At 72.2% G+C, this 21,098-nt stretch carries 18 protein-coding genes; 7 read left to right on the forward strand and 11 right to left on the reverse strand.

Annotated elements, in window-relative coordinates:
- Positions 1–102: 102 nt before the first annotated feature.
- The 6 genes from FHU30_RS43265 to FHU30_RS43290 are packed head-to-tail and all read right to left on the reverse strand — an operon-like array spanning position 103 to position 6,535.
- Complete coding sequence (locus FHU30_RS43265; protein WP_253883541.1) at positions 103–1,578, reverse strand: NADH-quinone oxidoreductase subunit N; 1,476 nt, start codon at positions 1,576–1,578, stop codon at positions 103–105.
- Positions 1,575–3,086, reverse strand: a complete 1,512-nt coding sequence (locus FHU30_RS43270) for a complex I subunit 4 family protein (RefSeq protein WP_253883542.1) — start codon at positions 3,084–3,086, stop codon at positions 1,575–1,577. Before FHU30_RS43270 ends, FHU30_RS43265 begins: the two co-directional genes overlap by 4 nt.
- Positions 3,083–5,152: an NADH-quinone oxidoreductase subunit 5 family protein gene (locus FHU30_RS43275; RefSeq protein ID WP_253883543.1), complete on the reverse strand. Its 2,070-nt coding sequence runs from the start codon at positions 5,150–5,152 to the stop codon at positions 3,083–3,085. The genes FHU30_RS43270 and FHU30_RS43275 overlap by 4 nt, the downstream gene beginning before the upstream one ends.
- Positions 5,149–5,520 (reverse strand): NADH-quinone oxidoreductase subunit NuoK, encoded by a 372-nt coding sequence (nuoK, locus tag FHU30_RS43280; protein WP_253883544.1) that lies wholly within the window; start codon positions 5,518–5,520, stop codon positions 5,149–5,151. Before nuoK ends, FHU30_RS43275 begins: the two co-directional genes overlap by 4 nt.
- Positions 5,520–6,074: an NADH-quinone oxidoreductase subunit J family protein gene (locus FHU30_RS43285; RefSeq protein ID WP_253883545.1), complete on the reverse strand. Its 555-nt coding sequence runs from the start codon at positions 6,072–6,074 to the stop codon at positions 5,520–5,522. Before FHU30_RS43285 ends, nuoK begins: the two co-directional genes overlap by 1 nt.
- A complete protein-coding gene (locus FHU30_RS43290; RefSeq protein WP_253883546.1) occupies positions 6,071–6,535 on the reverse strand; it encodes a NuoI/complex I 23 kDa subunit family protein in 465 nt (154 codons plus the stop codon). The genes FHU30_RS43285 and FHU30_RS43290 overlap by 4 nt, the downstream gene beginning before the upstream one ends.
- A gap of 149 nt (positions 6,536–6,684) precedes the next feature.
- Between FHU30_RS43290 and FHU30_RS47515 the strand changes: the two genes are divergently transcribed.
- On the forward strand, positions 6,685–7,398 hold the full coding sequence (locus FHU30_RS47515) for a ComEA family DNA-binding protein (RefSeq protein ID WP_253883547.1): 714 nt from the start codon (positions 6,685–6,687) through the stop codon (positions 7,396–7,398).
- Between the two features lie 26 nt (positions 7,399–7,424).
- Here FHU30_RS47515 and FHU30_RS43300 read toward each other — a convergent pair whose 3' ends face one another.
- From FHU30_RS43300 to FHU30_RS43315, 4 genes are read right to left on the reverse strand one after another with little or no spacing between them, the layout of a single operon-like run.
- Positions 7,425–8,381, reverse strand: coding sequence for a complex I subunit 1/NuoH family protein (locus tag FHU30_RS43300; RefSeq protein ID WP_253883548.1), 957 nt, complete (start codon positions 8,379–8,381; stop codon positions 7,425–7,427).
- Complete coding sequence (locus FHU30_RS43305; RefSeq protein ID WP_253883549.1) at positions 8,374–8,931, reverse strand: NADH-quinone oxidoreductase subunit C; 558 nt, start codon at positions 8,929–8,931, stop codon at positions 8,374–8,376. Before FHU30_RS43305 ends, FHU30_RS43300 begins: the two co-directional genes overlap by 8 nt.
- Positions 8,928–10,067 (reverse strand): NADH-quinone oxidoreductase subunit B, encoded by a 1,140-nt coding sequence (locus FHU30_RS47900; protein ID WP_301324491.1) that lies wholly within the window; start codon positions 10,065–10,067, stop codon positions 8,928–8,930. Before FHU30_RS47900 ends, FHU30_RS43305 begins: the two co-directional genes overlap by 4 nt.
- Before the next feature lie 31 nt (positions 10,068–10,098).
- On the reverse strand, positions 10,099–10,470 hold the full coding sequence (locus FHU30_RS43315) for an NADH-quinone oxidoreductase subunit A (RefSeq protein ID WP_253883550.1): 372 nt from the start codon (positions 10,468–10,470) through the stop codon (positions 10,099–10,101).
- Positions 10,471–10,630: 160 nt separating this feature from the next.
- On the opposite strand from FHU30_RS43315, the gene FHU30_RS43320 reads away from it, so the two are divergent.
- The 6 genes from FHU30_RS43320 to FHU30_RS43345 all read left to right on the forward strand — a co-directional run bounded on the left by FHU30_RS43320 (position 10,631) and on the right by FHU30_RS43345 (position 20,072).
- Positions 10,631–11,974 carry a hypothetical protein gene (locus FHU30_RS43320; protein WP_253883551.1) on the forward strand — a complete coding sequence of 448 codons (1,344 nt, stop codon included), beginning with the start codon at positions 10,631–10,633 and terminating at the stop codon, positions 11,972–11,974.
- Between the two features lie 111 nt (positions 11,975–12,085).
- The gene (locus FHU30_RS43325; protein WP_253883651.1) at positions 12,086–13,432 is read left to right on the forward strand and encodes a hypothetical protein; all 1,347 of its coding nucleotides are present in this window, start codon (positions 12,086–12,088) and stop codon (positions 13,430–13,432) included.
- Positions 13,433–13,669: 237 nt separating this feature from the next.
- A complete protein-coding gene (locus FHU30_RS43330; RefSeq protein WP_253883552.1) occupies positions 13,670–14,875 on the forward strand; it encodes a LolA-like protein in 1,206 nt (401 codons plus the stop codon).
- Positions 14,876–15,465: 590 nt separating this feature from the next.
- Positions 15,466–17,307: a 2-oxoacid:acceptor oxidoreductase subunit alpha gene (locus tag FHU30_RS43335; protein WP_253883553.1), complete on the forward strand. Its 1,842-nt coding sequence runs from the start codon at positions 15,466–15,468 to the stop codon at positions 17,305–17,307.
- A 49-nt stretch (positions 17,308–17,356) separates the two neighbouring features.
- Positions 17,357–18,421, forward strand: a complete 1,065-nt coding sequence (locus tag FHU30_RS43340) for a 2-oxoacid:ferredoxin oxidoreductase subunit beta (RefSeq protein WP_253883642.1) — start codon at positions 17,357–17,359, stop codon at positions 18,419–18,421.
- Between the two features lie 262 nt (positions 18,422–18,683).
- Complete coding sequence (locus FHU30_RS43345) at positions 18,684–20,072, forward strand: SecDF P1 head subdomain-containing protein (protein WP_253883554.1); 1,389 nt, start codon at positions 18,684–18,686, stop codon at positions 20,070–20,072.
- 74 nt (positions 20,073–20,146) lie between these two features.
- Here FHU30_RS43345 and FHU30_RS43350 read toward each other — a convergent pair whose 3' ends face one another.
- Positions 20,147–20,971 (reverse strand): YceI family protein, encoded by an 825-nt coding sequence (locus FHU30_RS43350; RefSeq protein WP_253883555.1) that lies wholly within the window; start codon positions 20,969–20,971, stop codon positions 20,147–20,149.
- Between the last annotated feature and the right edge of the window lie 127 nt (positions 20,972–21,098).

A 21,098-nucleotide genomic window follows, 5' to 3' on the forward strand; every position in this document is an offset into this window, starting at 1 on the left:
TGTGCCCTGCCTCCCGTTGACGGTTCGTACATTAGCGACAACGGCGTGACCTGGAGAAACGTTCCCCTTCGGCCCGCTCTGTGACGGATGCGACGGGCGGGCTCAGGTGGCGGCGGCGACGGCCGAGAGCACCAGCTGCGGCGCCACCGACAGCACCAGCGCGCCCGCCCCCGTCGCGGCGATCGCGGCGCGGACCGCGAGCCCCGGACGCGTCGTCCCCTCATCCGAGGCGGACGCCGCGAACACCCGGGCGGCCCAGGCGAGGTAGTAGTACAGCCCGAGGACGGTGTTCACGGCCATCACGACCGCGAGCCACGTGACGTTCCCGGCGACCGCCGCGCGGAACACCACGACCTTCGCGAACAGTCCCATCACGCCCGGCGGCAGCCCGGCGAGGCAGATGAGGAAGAACGCCAGCGCCGTCCCGGACACCGGGTCCCGGCGCGCCAGGCCGCGGAAGCCGTCCAGGGGCACGTGCGGCGAGCCCGCCTTCTGGACGCCCACGACGACCGCGAACGCGCCGAGGTTCATCACGGCATAAAGCGCGACATAGGCGACGGTCGCGGCGACCGCCTCGGGCAGCCGCCGCTCCCCGACCGCGAGCGGCGCGAGCATGTAGCCGGACTGCGCGACCGACGACCACGCCAGCAGCCGGATCGCGGTGCGCTGCCGCAGCGCCATCAGGTTCCCAAGAGTCATCGTGGCGGCCGCCAGGACGGCGATGACGGGTCCCCAGACGTGCCCGAGGGACGGCATGCCCAGCCCGGCGATGATCGCGAGCCCGGCGAATCCGGCGGCCTTCGACACGACCGACAGGAAGGCCGCGACGGGCAGCGGCGCGCCCTGGTAGACGTCCGGCGCCCAGAAGTGGAACGGGACGGCCGCGACCTTGAACGCGAACCCGGCCAGGACGAGCACCGCGCCGACCGCCGCGACCGGCTTCAGGTCGGACGGCACCGACCGCAGCCCCGCCGACAGCCGGTCGAGGTGCATCGCGCCGGTCACGCCGTACAGCAGCGAGATACCGAACAGCATCACGGCGGTCGAGACGACCGAGACCAGGAACAGCTTGAGCGCGGCCTCGGCGGCGGCGCCGTCCCGGCGGCGCAGCCCGACGAGCGCGAACACCGGCAGCGAGAGCGTCTCCAGCGCGACGACCAACGTCACCAGGTCGCGCGCGGCGACGAGCGCCAGGGCGCCGACGATCGCCGAAAGCAGGAGGAAGTGGTACTCGCCGGCGGGCAGGTCGTCCTCGACGATCGTGCGCAGCGACAGCAGGACGACGATGATCGCCGCCGCGAGCACGAGGCCCTGGAAGAGCAGGGTGAAGTCGTCCGCCACGTAGGAGCACGAGCGCGGCCCGCCGCCCCGCAGCCCGGACGGGACGCAGAACGTGGCGCGCCGGTCCCCCGCCGCCAGCACGCCGACCGCGACCAGCGCGCCGCCGAGGAACAGGCAGGTCACCGCGCCGAGCCAGCGCCGCGGGACGTCGAAGGCGTCCGCGAGCAGCACCAGCACGGCGGCGACCGCGCACAGCAGCGGCGGCGCGATCGCCGCGTAGTCGATCCCCTGGATCATCCGAGGCCTCCGAACAGCGCGCGGACGGGTTCGGACGTGACGGCGAGCAGGGTCTTCGGCCAGAGCCCGACCAGCAGCGTCAGCGCGACGAGCGGGACCCAGGCGGCGTACTCGTAGACGGTCGGGGCGGCGACCGCCGCGGCCTCGGCGGCGTCCGCGCGCGGGCGGCCATGGGTGATCTTCGACAGCAGGCGCAGGAAGTAGGCGGCGGTCAGCACCGCGCCGATCCCGCCGAACGCCATGAACGTCACGAAGGCCGGACGGGACAGCCCCGCGTCCGGCTTGTACGCGCCGAGCAGCGCGAGCATCTCGCCCCAGAACCCGGCGAGCCCCGGCAGGCCGAGGGACGCGACGGACGCGAAGGTGAGGAACGAGGCGAGCCGCGGCGCGGTGCCGAGCATCCCGCCGCCGATCCGGGCGAGGTCGCCGGTGCCGTAGCGGTCCTTGATCGATCCGGCCAGGAAGAACAGCAGGCCGGTGATCAGGCCGTGCGCGATGTTGCCGAACAGCGCCGCGTTCAGCCCGACCGGGGTGAGCGTCGCGATGCCGAGCAGCACGAACCCCATGTGCCCGACCGACGAGTAGGCGATCATCCGTTTCAGGTCCGTCTGGGCGAGGCAGGCGAGCGCGCCGTAGACGATCCCGATCACCGCGAGGAGGCCGAGCGCCGTCGCGCACGAGCGGGCTCCGTCCGGCGCGGACGGGACGGCGATCCGGACGAGCCCGTAGGTGCCCATCTTCAGCAGCACCCCGGCGAGCAGCACGGACCCGACCGTCGGCGCCTCGGTGTGCGCGTCCGGGAGCCAGGTGTGCAGCGGCCACATCGGGGCCTTCACCCCGAAGCCCAGCATCATCAGCAGGAACCCGGCGATCTGGACGCCGTGCGAGACGCCCGCGCCGTGCCGCCGGGCCAGCTCGGTCATGTCGAGCGTCCCGGCGTTCACCGCGATCAGCAGCATCCCGGCGAGCAGCAGGCCGGAGCCGAGCAGCGTGTAGAGGATGAACTTGGTCGCCGCCGCGCGCCGGTCCGCGCCGCCCCAGATGAGGATCACCGCGAACATCGGGAGCAGGACGACCTCGAAGAACACGAAGAACAGGATCAGGTCGAGCGCGACGAACGTGCCGAGCATCCCGATCTCCAGGACGAGCAGCAGCGCGGTCAGCAGCCGCAGCCGCCCGCCCGCCGGGGGATGCCGGTAGGTGTAGACGAAGCACAGGAACGTCAGCAGCGCGGTCAGCACGACCAGCGGCAGCGAGATCCCGTCCACGCCGAGGTGGAACCGCAGCCCGATGGACGACTCCCAGGTGCGGTTCACGCTCAGCTGCGCGCGGGACGCGTCGGAGAAGTCGAACGCGGTCACCGCCGACAGCCCGACCAGCAGCGTCGCGCCGGAGACGAGGATCCCGAACCGTCCGAGGGACGCGTCGTCCGGCAGGAACCGCGCCCGCGGGACGAGCAGCGCGAGCGCCGCGCACGCCGGGATCGCCATCATCAGCAGGAAGATCACTGGAAGATCACCACCAGGGCCGTGATGACGACCACGCCGCCGAGCAGCGCGGTCAGGTACGACTGGGCGTTGCCGTTCTGCGGGATCCGCAGCGCGCCGCCCAGTCTGCGCGCCGCCCGCGCCGTCCCGACGACGGCGGCGTCGATGCCGATCCGGTCGAAGACGGCCACGCCGCGCGCCAGCTTCAGGACGGGCCGGACGATGACGAGCGCGTACAGCTCGTCCAGGTAGAACGCCTTCGCGAACACCGGACGCACCGGACCGAGCGCCCGCGCCGGATCCGCCGCCGGATCGCGGTTCCAGACCAGCCACATGCCGCCGAACCCGACCGCTACGAGGACCGCGCTCAGCAGCGCGGAGCCGAGCTCGGGCCGCAACTCGGACGCGCCTAGCCCGAAGAACCCGAGGATCGCGGCGGGCACCGCGAGCGCCATCACGGGCCATGTCATCAGCTTCGGCGCCTCGTGCGCGTGCGCGCTGGAAGGTTCCTTCGTCACTTCGCCTTCGGCGGGGATCGAAAGCTCAACCGTGTCCGCTACCGACGTCTCGTACGCGCGCGGGACGGTCACCTCCGGCACTCCCTCGCTAGGCGCCTCGTGTGCGCGCGCGACCGCGCGAGGCTCACCGAAGAACGTCATCAACCACGCGCGCGCGGAGTACGCCGCTGTCAGGACGACCGTGAGCAGCAAGCCCAGGTAAATCACCCAAGCGACGCCCGCAGGAAGGTGCAGTTCCGGATAGGGACGGAGGTGGATGGTCCAAACATGATCCTTGGGCGTACCGGCTGGCGGCGGCGGGTTCCCGGTAGACGCGTGCGCGAACCACCCGGTTTGCATCTTGCCCGCGTAGTCGCCGTTGTGGACGGCGCCGTGTTGGGCTGCGGCTATGACGGCGTCCTTGCTGAACCAGCCGCTGAACGCGGGAACGCCGATGAGGGCCGCGAAACCGACCGTCATCGACCAGAACGTGATCGGCATCGTCCTGCGGAGGCCGCCGTAGCGGGCGAGCAGGTTCGTGGTGGTCGCGTGGATGACGCAGCCCGCCGCGAGGAACAGCAGCGCCTTGAACGCGGCGTGCGTGACCAGGTGGAAGAGCACCGCCGAGCGCGCGCCGACCGCGAGGCCCGCCGCCATGACGGCGAGCTGGCTGATCGTCGAGTACGCCAGGACGCGTTTCAGGTCGTCCTGCGCGAGGGCGGCCAGGGCCGAGCCGACCATCGACACGACCGCGAGGATCCCGAGGACGGCCAGCGCGGACGGGACGAGCCAGAACACCGGGTACACGCGCGCGACGAAGTAGATCCCGGCGGCGACCATCGTCGCGGCGTGGATCAGCGCGCTGATCGGCGTGGGGCCCGCCATCGCGTCCGGGAGCCAGGTGTGCAGCGGGAACTGCGCGGACTTGCCGACGACCCCGCACAGCAGCAGGAGCGCCGCGGCGGTGAGCGTGGTGTGGGACATCGTGCCGACGCGCGCGAGGACGTCCGAGATCGTGAACGACTTCGCCGCGACGCCGAGCACGAAGATGCCGAAGAGGAAGCCGACGTCGCCGAGCCGCGTCACCAGGAACGCCTTGACGGCGGCGCGCGAGTTCGCGCGGTCCTCCCAGTGGTGGCCGATCAGGAAGTACGAGCAGACGCCCATGACCTCCCAGCCGGCGTACAGCAGGAGCAGGTCGCCCGCGAAGACGACCAGCAGCATCGCGGCGGTGAACAGGGAGACGAACGCCGCGTAGGACGTGTAGCGCCGGTCGTCCGCCATGTACGCGACCGAGTACACCTGGACGGCGACCGCGACGCAGCACACCATGACCCCGACCAGTCCGGACAGGCCGTCCACCTGGAGGCCGACGCGGATCGGCAGCGAGCCGGTGTGGATCAGCGTGAGCGTGCCCGTGCGCTCGCCCGGCGACCGCCAGACCGCGAAGGCGACGACCGCCGCGAGGACGGTCGAGACCGCGACCGGGACGCACGCGACCCACGGCTGCGGCAGCCGCCGTCCGCCGAGCAGCCCGGCGAACGCGCCGAGGAACGGCAGCAGGACGACCAGCGCGGCAAGCGTGATCACTTGGCCCCCTCCCGCTCCGCGGCCGGTTCGGCGGCGTCCGGCCCGGCGGCCTCCGGATCGGGCTCCTCGGCGAGCGTGCGCAGCCGGTCGACGTCGATCATCTGCCGGTTCCGGAACACCAGCAGGACGATCGCCAGGCCGAGCCCGACCTCGGCGGCGGCGATCACGATGGTGAACAGGGTGAGCACCTGCCCGCCGTGCAGCCGGTCGCGCAGGTGCACGTCGAACGCGACGAGGTTGAGGTTGACCGCGTTCAGCATCAGCTCGACCGACATCAGGACGAGGATCGCGTTCCGCCGCGCGAGCACCCCGTACACCCCGGCGGCGAACAGCAGCGCGGCCGTGACGAGCGGGAAGGCGAGATGCATCAGCGTCCCTTCCTGAGCGGCGTCGGGAGATCCGTCCGGGAGAGGACGATCGCGCCGACCAGGGCGGCGAGGAGGAGCACCGACAGCACCTCGAACGGCAGGACCCAGGTGCGGAACACGGCCTCGCCGAGGTGCTCGGCGCTGCCGTTGGCCCTCGCCGGGCAGGACGCGCCCGCCGCACACCTCGGCGCGTCGTTCAGCCTCGTCCCGCGGAAGCCCATGACCAGGACCGTGACCAGCAGCGCGGCGGTGCCGGCGGCGACGCCGAGCGCCGCCCAGCGGTTCCCGGAGTCCAGCTCGTCGGACGGCCCGACCGGCGCCCGCGTCAGCATGATCCCGAACAGCAGCAGCACCACGACCGCGCCGACGTAGATCAGCACCTGCACCCAGGCGACGAACTCGGCCGTCAGCACCAGGTAGCACCCGGCCAGCGCGCCGAACGAGACGACCAGCCACAGCGCCGCGTGGACGAGCTGCCGCGTCGTCACCACCAGCAGGCCCGCCCCCACGGCGACCACTCCGAGCAGCGCGAACACCAGATCGCGGCCCGTCATCGGCCGGCTCCGCGGTTGGCGGACTTCTCGGCGGCCTGGACTTCCTTGGGCGGGTCGGCGTGCGCGTCGGGCGCCTGCGGCGGCGGGACGGTCCACATCCACTCGCGCAGGCGGTCCTTCTCGTGGGTCAGCTCGGCGATGTCGTACTCGGCGTACTCGAACTCGGGCGACCAGAACAGCGCGTCGAACGGGCACGCCTCGATGCAGATGCCGCAGTACATGCACAGGGCGAAGTCGATGGCGAAACGGTCCAGGACATTGCGCGTGCGCGCGCGTCCGCCGCCCTCGGCGGGCAGGGTCTCCTTATGCGAGTCGATGTAGATGCACCAGTCCGGGCATTCGCGCGCGCAGAGCATGCAGACCGTGCAGTTCTCCTCCAGGAGCGCGATCACGCCCCTGGAGCGCGGCGGGAGGTCCGGTTCGGCCTCCGGGTACTGCCGCGTGATAGAACGCCTGGTCATCGTCCGCATCGTGACGGCGAGCCCCTTGGCAAGCCCGCCTCCTGGCAACCGTCCCACGGGCCCATGATTGCGTACGCGGCGGCGCGGGGGAACGCGCCGGGCGCCGCGTTCGTCTCATCGGGTGTGGGCGGCGAGGGAGGAGGGGCCGCGTGACATCGGGTCCGGAACCGCGTTGGCCGGACGGCCCGCTGCCGCCCGGAGGCCCCGCGGTCCCGGTCGGGCCGCAGCCTCCGCCGCTGGTTCCGCGCGGTCTCGGCTGGGCTTTCATCCCGTTCGTCACGCTCGGCTGGGGCACGCCGCTGTCGTTCCTGTACGGCTCGCTGAAGGCGCGCTCGCCCGGCCTCGCGGTCGGCGCGGCGGCCTATACGGCCGGGATCGGCCTTTCGGTGTACCTGTGGTCGCTCGCCGACCCGATGCTGTTCCTGCTCGGCGCGGTCACGATGACGATGGTCTGGGTCGCGGGGACGGCCAACGCGTTCGCCGTCCGGACGAGGGTGTTCTCGCGCGGCGCGTCGCACAGCCCGGCGAACGACCACGCCATCCGGGTGGCGCAGTACCGGCGGCAGCTGCGCGCCGACGCCCGCAGCCTCGCCGCCGACGACCCGGCTCTGGCGGAGGAGCTGCGCATCGGACGTCCCGACCTGCCGCGCAACTACGACGACGGCGGCCTGGTCGATGTGAACCACGCGTCCGCGCACGCCCTCGGCACGCTGCCGGGGATGACGTCCGAGCTGGTCGAGCGGATCGTCCGGCACCGGGCCGAGCACGGCGGGTTCATCTCGGTCGAGGAGCTGGCCGTGGACGTCGACCTGCCACCCGCCCTGCTACCGAAGATCAAGGAGTACGTGATCTTCCTCGACTAGCGCCCGGCTCCGAGGCGGCTCGGGGGTCAGCCGAGGGCGACCTTGAGGATTCCGGTCAGGGCGAGCTGCGCGAGGGACAGCGGGACAAGCCAGGCCCACGCGAGCTTCTGCAGCTGGTCCTCGCGCAGCCGCGGGTAGCTGACCCGGAACCAGATGACCAGGAACGCCAGGACGAACACCTTGGCGAGCGTCCAGAGCCAGCCGAGCTGGTCGTCCAGGAACGGGCCCTTCCAGCCGCCGAGGAACAGCACGGTCGTCAGCGCGCAGAGCACCACGATGCCCGCGTACTCGGCGAGCAGGAACAGCGCGAAGCGCAACCCGCCGTACTCCGTGTACGGGCCGAAGATGATCTCCGAGTCGGCGACCGGCATGTCGAACGGCGGGCGGCGCAGCTCGGCGAGGCCCGCGACGAAGAACACCACGCCGCCGACCGCCTGCCACGGCAGCCAGTACCAGCGCCACTGCTCCACGATGCCGGGCAGCGACAGCGTCCCGGCGGCCATCGCGGCCGAGGACGCCGCGAACACCATCGGCAGCTCGTAGGACATCAGCTGCGCCGCGACGCGCATGCCGCCGAGCAGCGAGTACTTGTTCGCGCTCGCCCAGCCCGCCATGATCGCGCCGATCACGCCGACGCCCATCACGGCGAGCGCGAAGAACACGCCGGGGCCGAGGTCCACCGCGACCTGCCCGTGCGGCCCGACCGGGACCACCAGCAGGACCAGCAGGTACGGGACGAGCGCGACGGCCGGGGCGAGCTTGAAGATCCGCCGGTCGGCCGCGGCCGGGACGACGTCCTCCTTCTGGACGAACTTGACCCCGTCGGCGACCAGCTGCGCCCAGCCGTGGAACGCGCCGGCGTACATCGGGCCGAGGCGGCCCTGCATGTGCGCCATGACCTTGTGCTCGATCTGGCCGACCAGCAGCGGCAGCACCGCGAACGCGGCGGCGACCAGCACGAGCTTGACGACGATCTCAAGCATGCGAGGGCCCCCAGTCGTCCGGGACGCCCGGCGGGCGGACGCGGCGGCGGGACGGCGCGCCGTGCCCGGACTCGCCCGGTTCCTTCGCGCCCGGCCACGGCTTGGCGACCCGCGCGGCGAGGACGAAGTCCTTGCGCAGCGGATGCCCTTCGAAGCCGTCCGGGAGCAGCAGCGGGACGAGGTTCGGATGGTCCTCGAAGGCGATGCCGAACATCTCGAACGTCTCGCGCTCGTGCCAGTTCGCGCCGCGGAACACGCCGGAGGCGGACGGCAGCACCGGGTTCTCGCGCGGGATGCGCGTGCGCACGAGCACGTGGTGCTTGCCTTCGAGCGAGTACAGGTGGACGACGATCGCGAAGCCGTCGTCCAGCTCGTCCACGGCGGTGAGCCAGTCGAAGAACGCGCAACCGAGGTCGTCGCGGGCGAAGGCCAGCGCGTCCAGCCAGGACTCGGCGGGGACGTCGGCGGTGACCTCGCCGTGGCTCTCGGCCGTCGTGACGGCCTCGCCGAACCGCGCCGTCCAGGATTCGGCGAGCTCTTCCGGTGTCACCGCGTCCTGCCGATCTCGTCGTCGCCCTCGTCGCCGTCCGCGAGGCCGGGGATGATCGACGGGTCGTGGTCCTCGGGACGGAACCGGCGCTTCCGGCGCGTCCCGCCGCCGTGCTCGTGCTGCTCGGCGTCCGCGGGCGGCTGGACCTCGTCGGCAGGCGGCTGGACCTCGTCGGGCGGCGTCTCCAGCGGGCGCGTCGCATCCGGCTGGGCAACCGCCTCATTCGGCACGGTCAGGTCGTCCGGCTGGGCGACGACCTCGTGCGGAACGGTCGGGTCATCCGGCGGGGCGACGAGCTCGTGCGGAACGGTCGCATCGTCGGGCGCAGCCACGGGCTCGTTCGGGACGGTCGCATCGTCCGGAGCAGCAACAGTCTCGTCCGGGGCGGCGACCGGCATGGCGGGCAGCGTCGGCGTTTCGTCAACGGCCGGTCGCGGCTCGTCCGCCAGGGGCGCGGGCATCTCGACTTCCGCGGTCGCCGCGGAAGTGGCAGCGGACACTTCGGACGTCGCGGGAGGTTCCGGTTCCGGGTCGGGTTCGGGCGGTGGCGGCGGGGGCTGTATCGGACGGCGCAGAACCGTGGCCGGAAGTGGACGCGGCGGCGGAGGCGGCGACACCGGCTCGGAGCCGTTGCCGTCGTAGCGCTCGCCGAGCGACTCGGCGGCGATCTTCTCCTGGAGCCGGATGATCCCCTGCAGCAGCGCCTCGGGGCGCGGCGGGCAGCCGGGCACGTACACGTCCACCGGGATGATCTGGTCGACGCCCTTGGTGACGCAGTAGGAGTCCCAGTAGGGGCCGCCGCAGTTGGAGCACGCGCCGAACGAGATGACGTACTTCGGCTCGGGCATCTGCTCGTACAGGCGGCGGACGGCCGGGGCCATCTTGTCGCTGACCGTCCCGGACACCACCATCAGGTCGGCCTGCCGGGGCCCGGGCGCGAACGGGATCACGCCGAGCCGGATGAAGTCGTGCCGGCTCATCGAGGTCGCGATGAACTCGATGGCGCAGCAGGCGAGCCCGAAGTTGAACACCCAGAGCGAGTAGCGGCGGCCCCAGTTGAGGACGAACCGGACCGGCTTCGGCGCGAGCCGGGACAGCGGTCCGACACTGGGCGGCGGAAGATCCACGGCGCTCATGCGGCCATTGTTCCCCACGCGGGTCCCGTCGCTAGACCCACGAGAGGACGCCCTTCTTCCCCGCGTACGCGAGACCGACGGCGAGGAAGGCCAGGAAGACGAACATCTCGCCCAGCGTGGTCATGCCGTAGCCGGGCGCGGAGAACACCGTCGCCCAGGGGAAGAGGAACACCGCGTCTACCGCGAACACGACGTAGAGATAGGCGAAGACGTAGTAGCGGACGTACGACTGCGCCCATCCCTCACCGACCGGGTCGACGCCGCACTCGTAGGTGGTGAGCTTCTCGCCGGTGGGACGGCTCGGGCGCAGCAGCCGGTTCGCGGCGAGGCCGCCGCCGACGATCCCGCCGCCGACCGCCACCAGGGCGGCGACGACGCCGTACGCGTGGAAATAGTCCTGCACGGGCTCCTCCGGGGCCGGGTCCCGTCAAGTATCCCCGACCGGCTCCGCCGGGACGCGTAGCCGGGCCCCCGCATCTGACGGGTTCACAAAACGGGCGCTTCGCCTCACGTTGGAGGGAGGGCGCACCGCGTTCCGGCGGTGGCGCGGCGACCGGAGGGACGTGATCACCGTGGGCACACCACCGTCCGGCTGGGAGCCGCCGTCCGGGTCCGACTGGTGGGAGACGCAGCGGCAGCGCCCCGGCGGTCCGCCGCAGCAACCGCGACCGAGCACCCCGCCGCCCTTCCCGCCACCGCAGTCGGGCGGCCCCTACCCGCCTCCGCAGTCAGGCAGCCCATACCCGCCGCCCCAGCAGCCGAGCACCCCGCAGCCGTTCCCGCCTCCGCAGCCGATTCCGCCGACCCAGCCGCCGGCCCCGTCCGCCCCGTCCGCCCCGCGCCGCCGCCGGACGGCGCTGATCGCCGGCGTGACGCTCGCGACGCTGGTGTTCGTCGGCCTCTCCGCCGCGGCGATCACCCTGACCGTCCAGGACAGCCGGAAGGAGAAGCCGCGGGACACGCTGCTCAAGGCGGCGTCCGCGCTCGGGAGCGCCCGCATGCTCACCTACTCCGGGACGATCAGCTCCACCACGCAGACGCTCACCGGGAGGGTGAAGGTCACCAAGGGCGGGCGCGCGTACGGGCCGATCTCGTGGAGCGGGACCGACGCCACGATGCTGGCCGCAGACGGCCATGTCTTTCTGAAGGAACCGAAGTCGGCCTGGATGAGTCGTATGCAGGTGGGCACAACAGACGCCGCACTCCTTCCGGACGGCGACTACTGGGGCGCCGTCGACACGACCGAGCTCGGCATCGACTTCAAGGGCGCGCTCTCGCCGCCCGCCATGGCGTCGGTGCTGCGCCGCTACGCGGGCCTGCGCACGACGCGTTCCGAGACGACCGCGCGCGGCCGCAAGGCGATCAAGATCAGCGCGAGTGACGCCGCGTTCTACATTTCCCGGACGGGCGGCCACGAACTGCTGCGCTACGAGCTGTCCTTTCCGAAGATCGCCGCGGACGTGACCGCGCAGCCGGTGTCGGCCGGTCCCGCCGCGGTCTCCGACGTGATGGCCGATCTCGGCCGCCTCGGCGACGCGTTCGACGCGTCCCGGCACGCGAAGGTCGCCGCGAAGCCGGAGTTCACCAGCTGCGGGACGTTCGGCCGGCCCTGCACGGTCAGCGTGAAGGTCCAGCCGGACGAGAACTCCCCCGGTCCGGCGCGGGTCAGGGCGTACTTCCGGCTGGCGTCCGCGCAGAACGGGGGCGGCAAGGTGTTCGGCGACTGCCAGGCCACCGGGGTCGTCGCGGCGGGGCAGAGCCAGCCGGTGACGTGCACGATCTCCGGCGGCGAGTGGGCCAGGCACGGCGCCGACTACAAGACCGTGTGGGTCTACACCGCGCCGTTCCAGCTGGCCGTCCAGCCCCAGGACGTACCGCGGATGCAGCACGATCTCGCCAACGAATAACTCGAACCTCACAATTGCCCACCAATTGGGGGGCCGGGGATCACACACCCCGATCTTTGCTGCACACTGGACAGGCATTTGAGGTCATATGACCTGGAAGGATGTGACCGGATGAGCAGTCCTCCGCCGCCACCGCCCGGATGGGACCCCCCGGCCGGTCCCTCCTGGCCGCCTCCGCCGCCCGAGGGCCCCGGAGGTCCCGGTGGGGCGGGCGGGCCCGGGTACCCCGGCGCGCCCGGAGCCCCGGGCGCCCCAGGCGCGCCCGGCTACGGCCCACCCGGGGGCTACGGGTCCCCCGAGACGCCGCCGCCGTTCTACAACCCGCCGCCGCCCGGCCCCGGCATGCCGCCCGGACCGGGCATGCCCCCCGGCCCCGGGATGCCGCCGCCGGTCAAGTCCGGTGGGGGCAAGGGCGGCCTGATCGCCGCGCTCGTCGGCGGCGCCGTGCTGCTCGTCGCGATCATCGTGGTCGTGGTCCTCGTCGTGGTCGTGAACAGCGGCGAGAAGCCGGGCCAGCGCCTGGCCAAGGCCGCGGACGCCGTGGCGGGCGCCCGCGTGCTGGACTACAAGGGCTCGGTCGGCTCGACGTCCGACACGCTGAGCGGCGACGTCAAGGTCACCAAGGGCGGCCGCGCCTACGGCCCGGTCTCCTGGGGCGGCAACAACGTCACCTTCATCTCGGCGGACGACAAGCTGTTCGTGAAGGCGCCCAAGTCGTACTGGTCGGGCAAGTTCACCTCCACGGTCAACTCCGGGATGCTCAAGGACGGCGACCAGTGGGGCTCGCTGAGCTCCAGCGAGCTGATGGTCGACTTCAAGCAGAACCTGACCCCGACCGCGATCGCCGACCAGATGCGCCGGTACAGCAAGTTCCACCTCACGGTGACCAAGACCACGGCGCAGGGCAAGAAGGCGCTCAAGATCACCGCGATCGGGACGACCTTCTACGTGACCGCCGACGGCGACCCGCAGCTGCTCCGCTACGAGAGCAGCTACCCCCGGGTCAGCGCCGACGTCACCCCGCTGTCGGGCGGCGCCGCCGCGCCCGCGATCAGCGACATCCGCGGCCAGATGGGGCAGCTCGGCGACGCCGTCGACTCCGACCACACCGCCCGCATCCAGGGCAAGGCCCAGTTCGTCAGCTGCAAGACCTTCGGCGACCCCTGCACGGTCAAGGCCGACGTCTGGACCACCCGGGGCAGCAACACGTCCCTGAACGTCAAGGTGACCTTCCGGCTCACCGAGAAGCAGGACGGCGGGAAGTACTTCGGCGACTGCACCAACACCGGCACCGTCACCTCCACCGACGACGTCCCGGTGCAGTGCACGATCTCCGGCGGCGAGTGGGCCCGGACCGGCAAGAACTACCAGCGCGTGTGGGTGACCCCCTACGCGATCACGCTGGCCGCGTCCTCGTCGGACGTCCAGACCCTCCAGCGGAACCTCGACTCGGAGTAGTTCCGGACACGGCGTCCAGAGTGCCGGTCGGGCTGCGGCATCGCATCCCGTCCGGCACTCTTTGTTCTTGACCGTCGTCCCGTTCGTGATCGCCGTCGGCAGGAAGGGCGCTGCGTGAGTTCGAACCCGGAGGGGCCCTCCCCCGCACCCCCCTCTCCCCCGGCCGAGGAGCCGCGCGACCATTCTGAAGACGAGCCCGTCCCGGCGGCGGGGCCGGGTCGCCCTCGCCTGGCCCGGTTGGACGGGGACGAGTCCGTCGAAGCGGCCAAGCCGGACGGGCCCGAAACGGCCACGGACGGCTCAGCGGCCCCGGGCGGCGAGCCGCCGAAGAAGGGCTGGGGACGGGTTCTGGGGGTGCCCTCGCCGCTGCTGATCGCCGGATCGGCGATCGTGGCGGTCGCGCTGACTATCGCGGCGTTCGCGATGACCGAGGACGGCGCGGAGAAGAAGCGGCGGCACGCGGCCAAGCCCCACCCGACCGCGCCCTGGGCCGCGGCTGCCCGGCAGCGGCTGCTGGGCGCGTCCGGCGTCCGCTACGACGGGACGGTCCGGAGCAACGACAAGCCCGTCCACCTGAAGCTGACCGTGTTCGACGGCGGCGCCGCCTCGGGGACGCTGACCGCGGGAACCGAGCACGCGGACGTCGTGGCGGCGGGCGGCGACACCTACCTCAAGGCGGCAGCGTCCTTCTGGAAGAACTATGGAGGCGAGGCCGAGCACGCGGCCGACTACGCGGGACGCTGGACGAAGGCACCCGCGAACCTGCCCGGCCTGGACGTGAAGGCCGTGTTCGCGCCGGACACGATCGCCAAGCGGCTCGCGTCCGCGCCGGAAAGGCCGTCCACCGAGACCGTCGGGACGGTCCGGGCGTACCGGCTCAAGACACCGCGCGCCGACTACCTCGTCGGTGTGGACGCACCGAACGCCCTGCTCAAGGTCCAGGCGGCGGGCGGGGACGAGCCGACCTTCACCGCCGCGGACGTGCCGGACGCCGCCAAGGCGTTCGCGGACGTCCGGACCCGGGTCGCCGCGCTCGGCGGCGCGTCGGACCCGGCGCTGCGGTTCCGTCCGGGCAAGCTGACCTTCATCAACTGCGACCAGAACGTGGACGGCTGCACGGTCAGCGTCCCGGCCTCGCTCGTCCGGCCGGAGGGCTCGCCGCCGGACGGCGCCCGGGCGACCTTGATCGCCACGGTCCTCGCGGACGGCCGCGCGCTCGGCACCTGCACCGGGTCGGGGACCGTCCCGGCCAACGGCTCGCTCGTGCTGCGCTGCACGGTCACCGGCCCCGGCTGGCGGTCGTGGATGCGGTCGGCCCTGGACGATCCGGGCGCGCACCCGTACGAGGCGCGGGCCCGGGTCCTGGGCGAGGCCGTTTCGGCGTCCCGCGTGTCCCAGCTGCTGGCCCAGCTCGACCGGCACCGCCCGTCCGCCACCCCCTGACACCCTGCGGTCGGGCACCGTGGACGGCCAGCGGTCCGGCACCCCTGACGATCTGCGGTCCGGCTTCTCCCGGCCGGGCGGGAGACGCCTGGCCAGGGATAGGGGTCGTGAGCTGGGACACAAGGGCGGCTCGGGGTAGGGGCGGTGCGGCGGCGGCCGCAAGCCGCTGCTTATAGTGCGTGGCGTGAAACCCGTGCCCCCGGAGATCCCTCGACGCGCCGTCCTCGTGCGGCGGCTCCACGTCGACTACTGCCGACTGACCAGCTGCCTGTGTCGAGGTCGTTCCTGACGGGCTGACGTCCGCCTGTCCGGAAAGGCGGCTGACCGCCACCGGACGGGCGGGATCACGAACCCGGAGCCCCGGCCGGGCGTCCCCCCGGATAGGAACGGTCCGAATCCCGTACCGCAGCACGATCGCGACACGACGGCCCCGACCTTGGTGATACGCCTGGAATGGCGGGGCACGGGCTCCACGCGCGGTCGACCGACGCACCAGAGCCCGGACATACGATGAAGGTAAGCCTAAGTAGCGCCACGATCCCGGGTGCCTCCCGCGGGACGGGCGCTGCGCGTCGAGGAGGTCTTCCTCTGTGACCAAACAGGTCCAGCAACTCGACCGCGTCATCATCCGCTTCGCCGGTGACTCCGGCGACGGCATGCAGTTGACCGGTGACCGCTTCACCCAGGAGACGGCGGCGTTCGGCAACGACTTGTCGACCCTGCCGAACTTCCCGGCCGAGATCCGCGCCCCGGCCGGCACCCTCCCCGGCGTGTCCAGCTTCCAGTTGCACTTCGCCGACCACGACATCCTGACCCCCGGCGACGCGCCGAACGTGCTCGTCGCGATGAACCCGGCGGCGCTCAAGGCCAACCTCGGCGACCTGCCGCGCGGCGCCGACCTGATCGTCAACACCGACGAGTTCAGCAAGCGCAACCTGGCCAAGGTCGGGTACGAGACCAGCCCGGTCGAGGACGAGTCGCTCAGCGAGTATCGGGTGCACGCGCTGCCGCTCACCTCGATGACGGTCAAGGCTCTGGAAGACTTCGACATCTCGAAGAAGGACGCCGAGCGGGCCAAGAACATGTTCGCCCTCGGGCTGCTGTCCTGGCTCTACCACCGGCCCACCGAGGGCACGGTGGCGTTCCTGGAGCGCAAGTTCGCCAAGAAGCCCGAGATCATGAAGGCCAACATCGCGGCCTTCCAGGCGGGCTGGTCCTACGGCGAGACCACCGAGGCGTTCTCCGTCCAGTACGAGATCAAGCCCGCCGACCACGAGCCCGGCCTGTACCGCAACATCACCGGCAACACCGCCCTCGCCTACGGGCTGGTCGCGGCCGGCGAGCGCAGCGGCCTGCCGGTGTTCCTCGGCTCCTACCCGATCACCCCGGCCTCCGACATCCTGCACGAGCTGTCCAAGCACAAGCGGTTCGGCGTGCGGACGTTCCAGGCCGAGGACGAGATCGCCGCGGTCGGCGCGGCGCTCGGCGCGTCCTTCGGCGGCTCGCTCGGCGTGACCACCACGTCCGGCCCGGGCATCGCGCTGAAGTCCGAGACGATCGGCCTCGCGGTGGCGACCGAGCTGCCGCTGCTGGTCATCGACGTGCAGCGGGCCGGGCCGTCCACCGGGCTGCCGACCAAGACCGAGCAGGCCGACCTGATGCAGGCGATGTACGGCCGCAACGGCGAGGCGCCGGTGCCGGTGGTCGCGCCGCGCTCGCCGTCGGACTGCTTCGACGCCGCGCTGGAGGCCGCCCGGATCGCGGTGAAGTACCGCACCCCGGTCATCCTGCTCTCGGACGGCTACCTCGCCAACGGCTCCGAGCCCTGGAACATCCCCTCCGTGGACTCGCTGCCCGTGATCGAGCCGGCCTTCGCCGAGCCCGACCAGGAGGACTTCCAGCCGTTCAAGCGCGACCCCGAGACGCTCGCGCGGCCCTGGGCCGTGCCCGGGACGCCCGGTCTGGAGCACCGGATCGGCGGCCTGGAGAAGGCGGACGGGTCCGGCAACATCTCCTACGACCCGGCGAACCACGACCTGATGGTCCGGCTGCGGCAGGCCAAGGTCGACGGGATCGCCGGCGACGTCACCCCCCTTGAGGTGGACGACCCGTCCGGCGAGGCGCGGGTGCTGGTGCTCGGCTGGGGCGGCACGTACGGCGCGATCTCGGCGGCCGTCCGGCGCGTCCGGAAGGCCGGCGGGAAGATCGCGCAGGCGCACCTGCGGCACCTCAACCCGTTCCCGGCCAACACCGAGGCGGTGCTCCGCTCCTACGACAAGGTCGTGGTGCCGGAGATCAACCTCGGCCAGCTCGCGCTGCTGCTGCGCGGCCGGTTCCTCATCGACGTCGTCGGCTACAACCGCGTGCGCGGCCTGCCCTTCAAGGCCGAGGAGCTCGCGGGAGTCATCCAGGATGTGATCGACAGTGAGTGACCTCAACGGCGCTGCGAACGGCGCGGCCAACGGCAACGGCGGCGGCGCGGTGAACGGCAACGGCGGCGCGGGCGGGCCGCTCGCGCTGTCGCTGGTGCCGAAGACCGACACCAAGCAGACGATGAAGGACTTCAAGACCGACCAGGAGGTCCGCTGGTGCCCCGGCTGCGGGGACTACGCGATCCTGGCGGCCGTCCAGTCCTTCCTGCCCGAGCTCGGGCTGCGCAGGGAGAACATCACCTTCGTCTCCGGCATCGGCTGCTCGTCCCGGTTCCCGTACTACATGAACACCTACGGGTTCCACTCGATCCACGGGCGCGCCCCGGCGATCGCGACCGGGCTCGCGACGTCCCGTCCGGACCTGTCGGTGTGGGTCGTCACCGGTGACGGCGACGCGCTGTCGATCGGCGGCAACCACCTGATCCACGCGCTGCGCCGCAACGTCAACCTGAAGATCCTGCTGTTCAACAACCGGATCTACGGGCTGACCAAGGGCCAGTACTCGCCCACCTCCGAGACCGGGAAGATCACCAAGTCCACCCCGATGGGCTCGCTGGACGCCCCGTTCAACCCGCTCTCGCTGGCGATCGGCGCGGAGGGCACCTTCGTCGCCCGGACGATCGACTCCGACCGCAAGCACCTCCAGTCGGTGCTGCGCGCGGCGGCCCAGCACCGCGGCACGGCCCTGGTCGAGATCTACCAGAACTGCAACATCTTCAACGACGGCGCGTTCGACCCGCTCAAGGACCCGTCCGTGCGGGACGACATCACCATCCGCCTTGAGGACGGGCAGCCGATCGTGTTCGGCGCGGACGGCCAGAAGGCGCTGCGCCGCACGCCGGGCGGCTCGTTCGAGGTCGTGGACACGGCGGACGTCGCCGCGTCCGAGATCGCCGTGCACGACGCGTCCAACCCGGACCCGTCCCAGGCGTTCGCCCTGTCGCGGCTGGACTCGCCGGCGTTCGAGCACACCCCGATCGGTATCTTCCGCAACGTGGACCGCCCGTCCTACGACGAGCTGATGCGGGCCCAGCTGGACGAGGCCGCCGAGCCCCAGGGCAAGGGCGACCTCGCCGGGCTCCTGGCCAGCGGCGACACCTGGCGGGTCGACTAGGCGACACCGCCTCTGCGGGGATCGCGCGCCTCCGGGCGCGCGGTCCCCGCAGCATGTCGTGCGGGTTTCGGGTATTTGTTCGCCCAGGACGAGATCACCCGCATTTTTGTGCGCCCGCGCGTATTTCGGATGCGGTCCGGGACCGGTTTTACTCACATGTTCATGGCCGGTTTCGTGCCTGTCACGACCTTCGCGGCGCCAAGGGGTGCACCGGCGGGCCGCTTCCTGCAAGACTTGGAGATCAACTGCCGGGGAGGTGACGATGCGGGTGGTTCCGCGCCGCAGCAAGGATCGTCAGGACACGTCCGCCGATCCGGACCCCGAGCGCACGCGCAGAGGCCGGCACCGCACGGAGATCCTCGACGTCCCACCCCCGCCGGACGACCAGGACACCCCGCAAGGCCCGCCCGCCCGCGAAACCCCGCAGCCTGCGGCAGACCGCGCTGCCCCGCAGCCGCAGCCTGACCGCGGTGCCGCGCGGCCACCGGCAGGCCGCGATGCCTCGCAGCCGTCGGTTGACCGCACGGCTCCTTTGACGCCGCCCTCGCCGTCCTTGGCGTCCTCGGCGCCTGCCGCGTCCTCTGCGACGCCGCCGAAGTTGGGCCGCCGCGAACGCAAGCGCCTGGAACGCCTCGAAGCCGCGACCGGCACCGGGCCGCGGCCAGGAGTCACGTCCGAAACGGCGAAGCGCTCGGACACCCGGCCAGGATCGACGGAGGCGCCGACCACGAGCTCAACGCCGGCGTCGGAAGGGCCGTCCGGCGGAGGCGGCCGCAAGAAGTCGCGCCGAGCCAAGGCGTCCGGCAAGACCAAGGCGTCCGGCAAGGCCAAGGCGTCCGGCGCGAGCGGGCAGGCTTCGCCCACGGGCGGCCCCGATGGGCCGTCCGCCGCTGGAGGCGGCGGCAACGCCGGGCCGACCGCGCCCGGAGGCGGAGCCGGATCCGCCGTGGACGCGGGCGGGACGGTCGGCTCGACGATCACCGTGCCGGTGGAGGCCGGGGGCGAGCTGGATCCGGAGAGCCCCGAGGCGCGGCGGCGGGCGCGTTCCATGGCGCGGCAGCGTGAAGCCGCGGCCGTGAAGCGGAGCCGCGCGGAGCTGCGCGGCGGGCGCGCCCGGCAGGACGGCCGCGAGCAGGCCGCCCGGGAGCACCGCGCGGCGCTGCTCACGATGGTGCTGACGCTGGGCATCCTGATCGCCTCCGTGGCCGTGACGGGCGGGCTGATCGCGAACTCCATGCGCGACCGCCCGGTGGCCCTGGCCGCCCCGCTCCAGGTCTTCCCGGTCACGCAGACGAGCCCCGGCCAGTGCCCGGCGGGCACGCAGGGCGTCACCGGCCAGACCACGACGGGCCTGGTCTGCTACCAGCTGTCCCAGGGCATCGCGATCCACAAGGTGGCGGACCTGCGCGTGCAGCGCGGCCGCACCGGCAGCGCCTACGACGTGGCCGTCACCCTGCGCGCCTCGGACCGCAAGGCGTTCGCGCAGCTCACCCGCACCACCGTGGGCCGCGACGTCGCCTTCGTGGTCTCCGGCCGCCTGATCACCGCGCCCCGGGTCGAGATGGCCATCACCGACGGCAAGGTCGTCATCACCGGCACCCCCGACCACGCCGCCGCCAACCGCCTGGTCCACGACCTCAAGGGCCGCTGACCACCACCCAGCCTGGTCTCCGGCCGGGGACGCATTCAAGTCGGTCCACAGCCTGTGGATAACTTTCCGGTCTTCTAGCCGGGGAGCGTCTCGCCTTGGACGGCCTGGATTTCCAGCTCGACTTTCAGGCTGTCGCCTACCGCGGCGATGCCCGCCTCAAGAATCTGGTTGAAGCGGATGCCGAAGTCGACGCGCCGCAGTTGGGCGGTGGCGCGGAAGGCGGCACGGACGCCGCCCCAAGGGTCGGCACCGCTGCCCAGGTAGGTCAGGTCCAGGTCGACGGGCTGGGTGTGGCCGTTCAGCGTCAGCTCGCCGTGGACGGTCCAGCGGTCGGTGCCCCGGGCGGTGAGGCCGTGGCCCCGGTACTCGATGACGGCATGCTCGTCCACGTTCAGGAAGTCGGGCGAGCGCAGGTGGTCGTCGCGCAGCTTGGTGCCGGTGTCGATGGACGAGGCGTCGATCCGGGCCACGACCTGCGACTTCTCCACAGGCTCGGCGATCGCGACGCGTCCCTCGAAGGTCGCGAAGCGCCCCCGGATGCTGGACAGTCCGAGGTGCTGCGCGATCGCGGCGACCGACGAGTGCGCCGGGTCGATCGTCCACGGGCCGGGCGGTGGGAGCTCGACGCCGCCCGCGCGGGCGAGCACGATCGTGCCGAGGTCGGCGCGTCCGGACGCGGTCACGATCAGGGTGGACGCGGACGGCGCGAACCCGGCGGCCGTCACGATCGCCGTATAGGTGCCGGGCCGCGGCGCGGGAGCCGCGAGGTCGCCGCTCTCGCCCGCCTGCTCGCGCGCGACCTGCGCGCCCGCGAGATCGGTGATCGTCACGATCGCATGCGGGACCGCCCAGCCGTCCCTCGTGCGCACCGCCGCGCGCAGCTCCCCGCTCTCTTCCATCAAGTCACGCCCGCAATCCGAAGTCGTCGCTGCCCGGGTCGGTCCAGGCCCGGGTCCCGGCGGCGGCGGACGGGTGGGTCCGCCGGCGCCGGGGTCCTTGCAATGCCCCTTGTGGGAGCCGTCTCTG

This window comes from Actinomadura rupiterrae (assembly GCF_024172125.1).
Lineage (GTDB): Bacteria > Actinomycetota > Actinomycetes > Streptosporangiales > Streptosporangiaceae > Spirillospora > Spirillospora rupiterrae.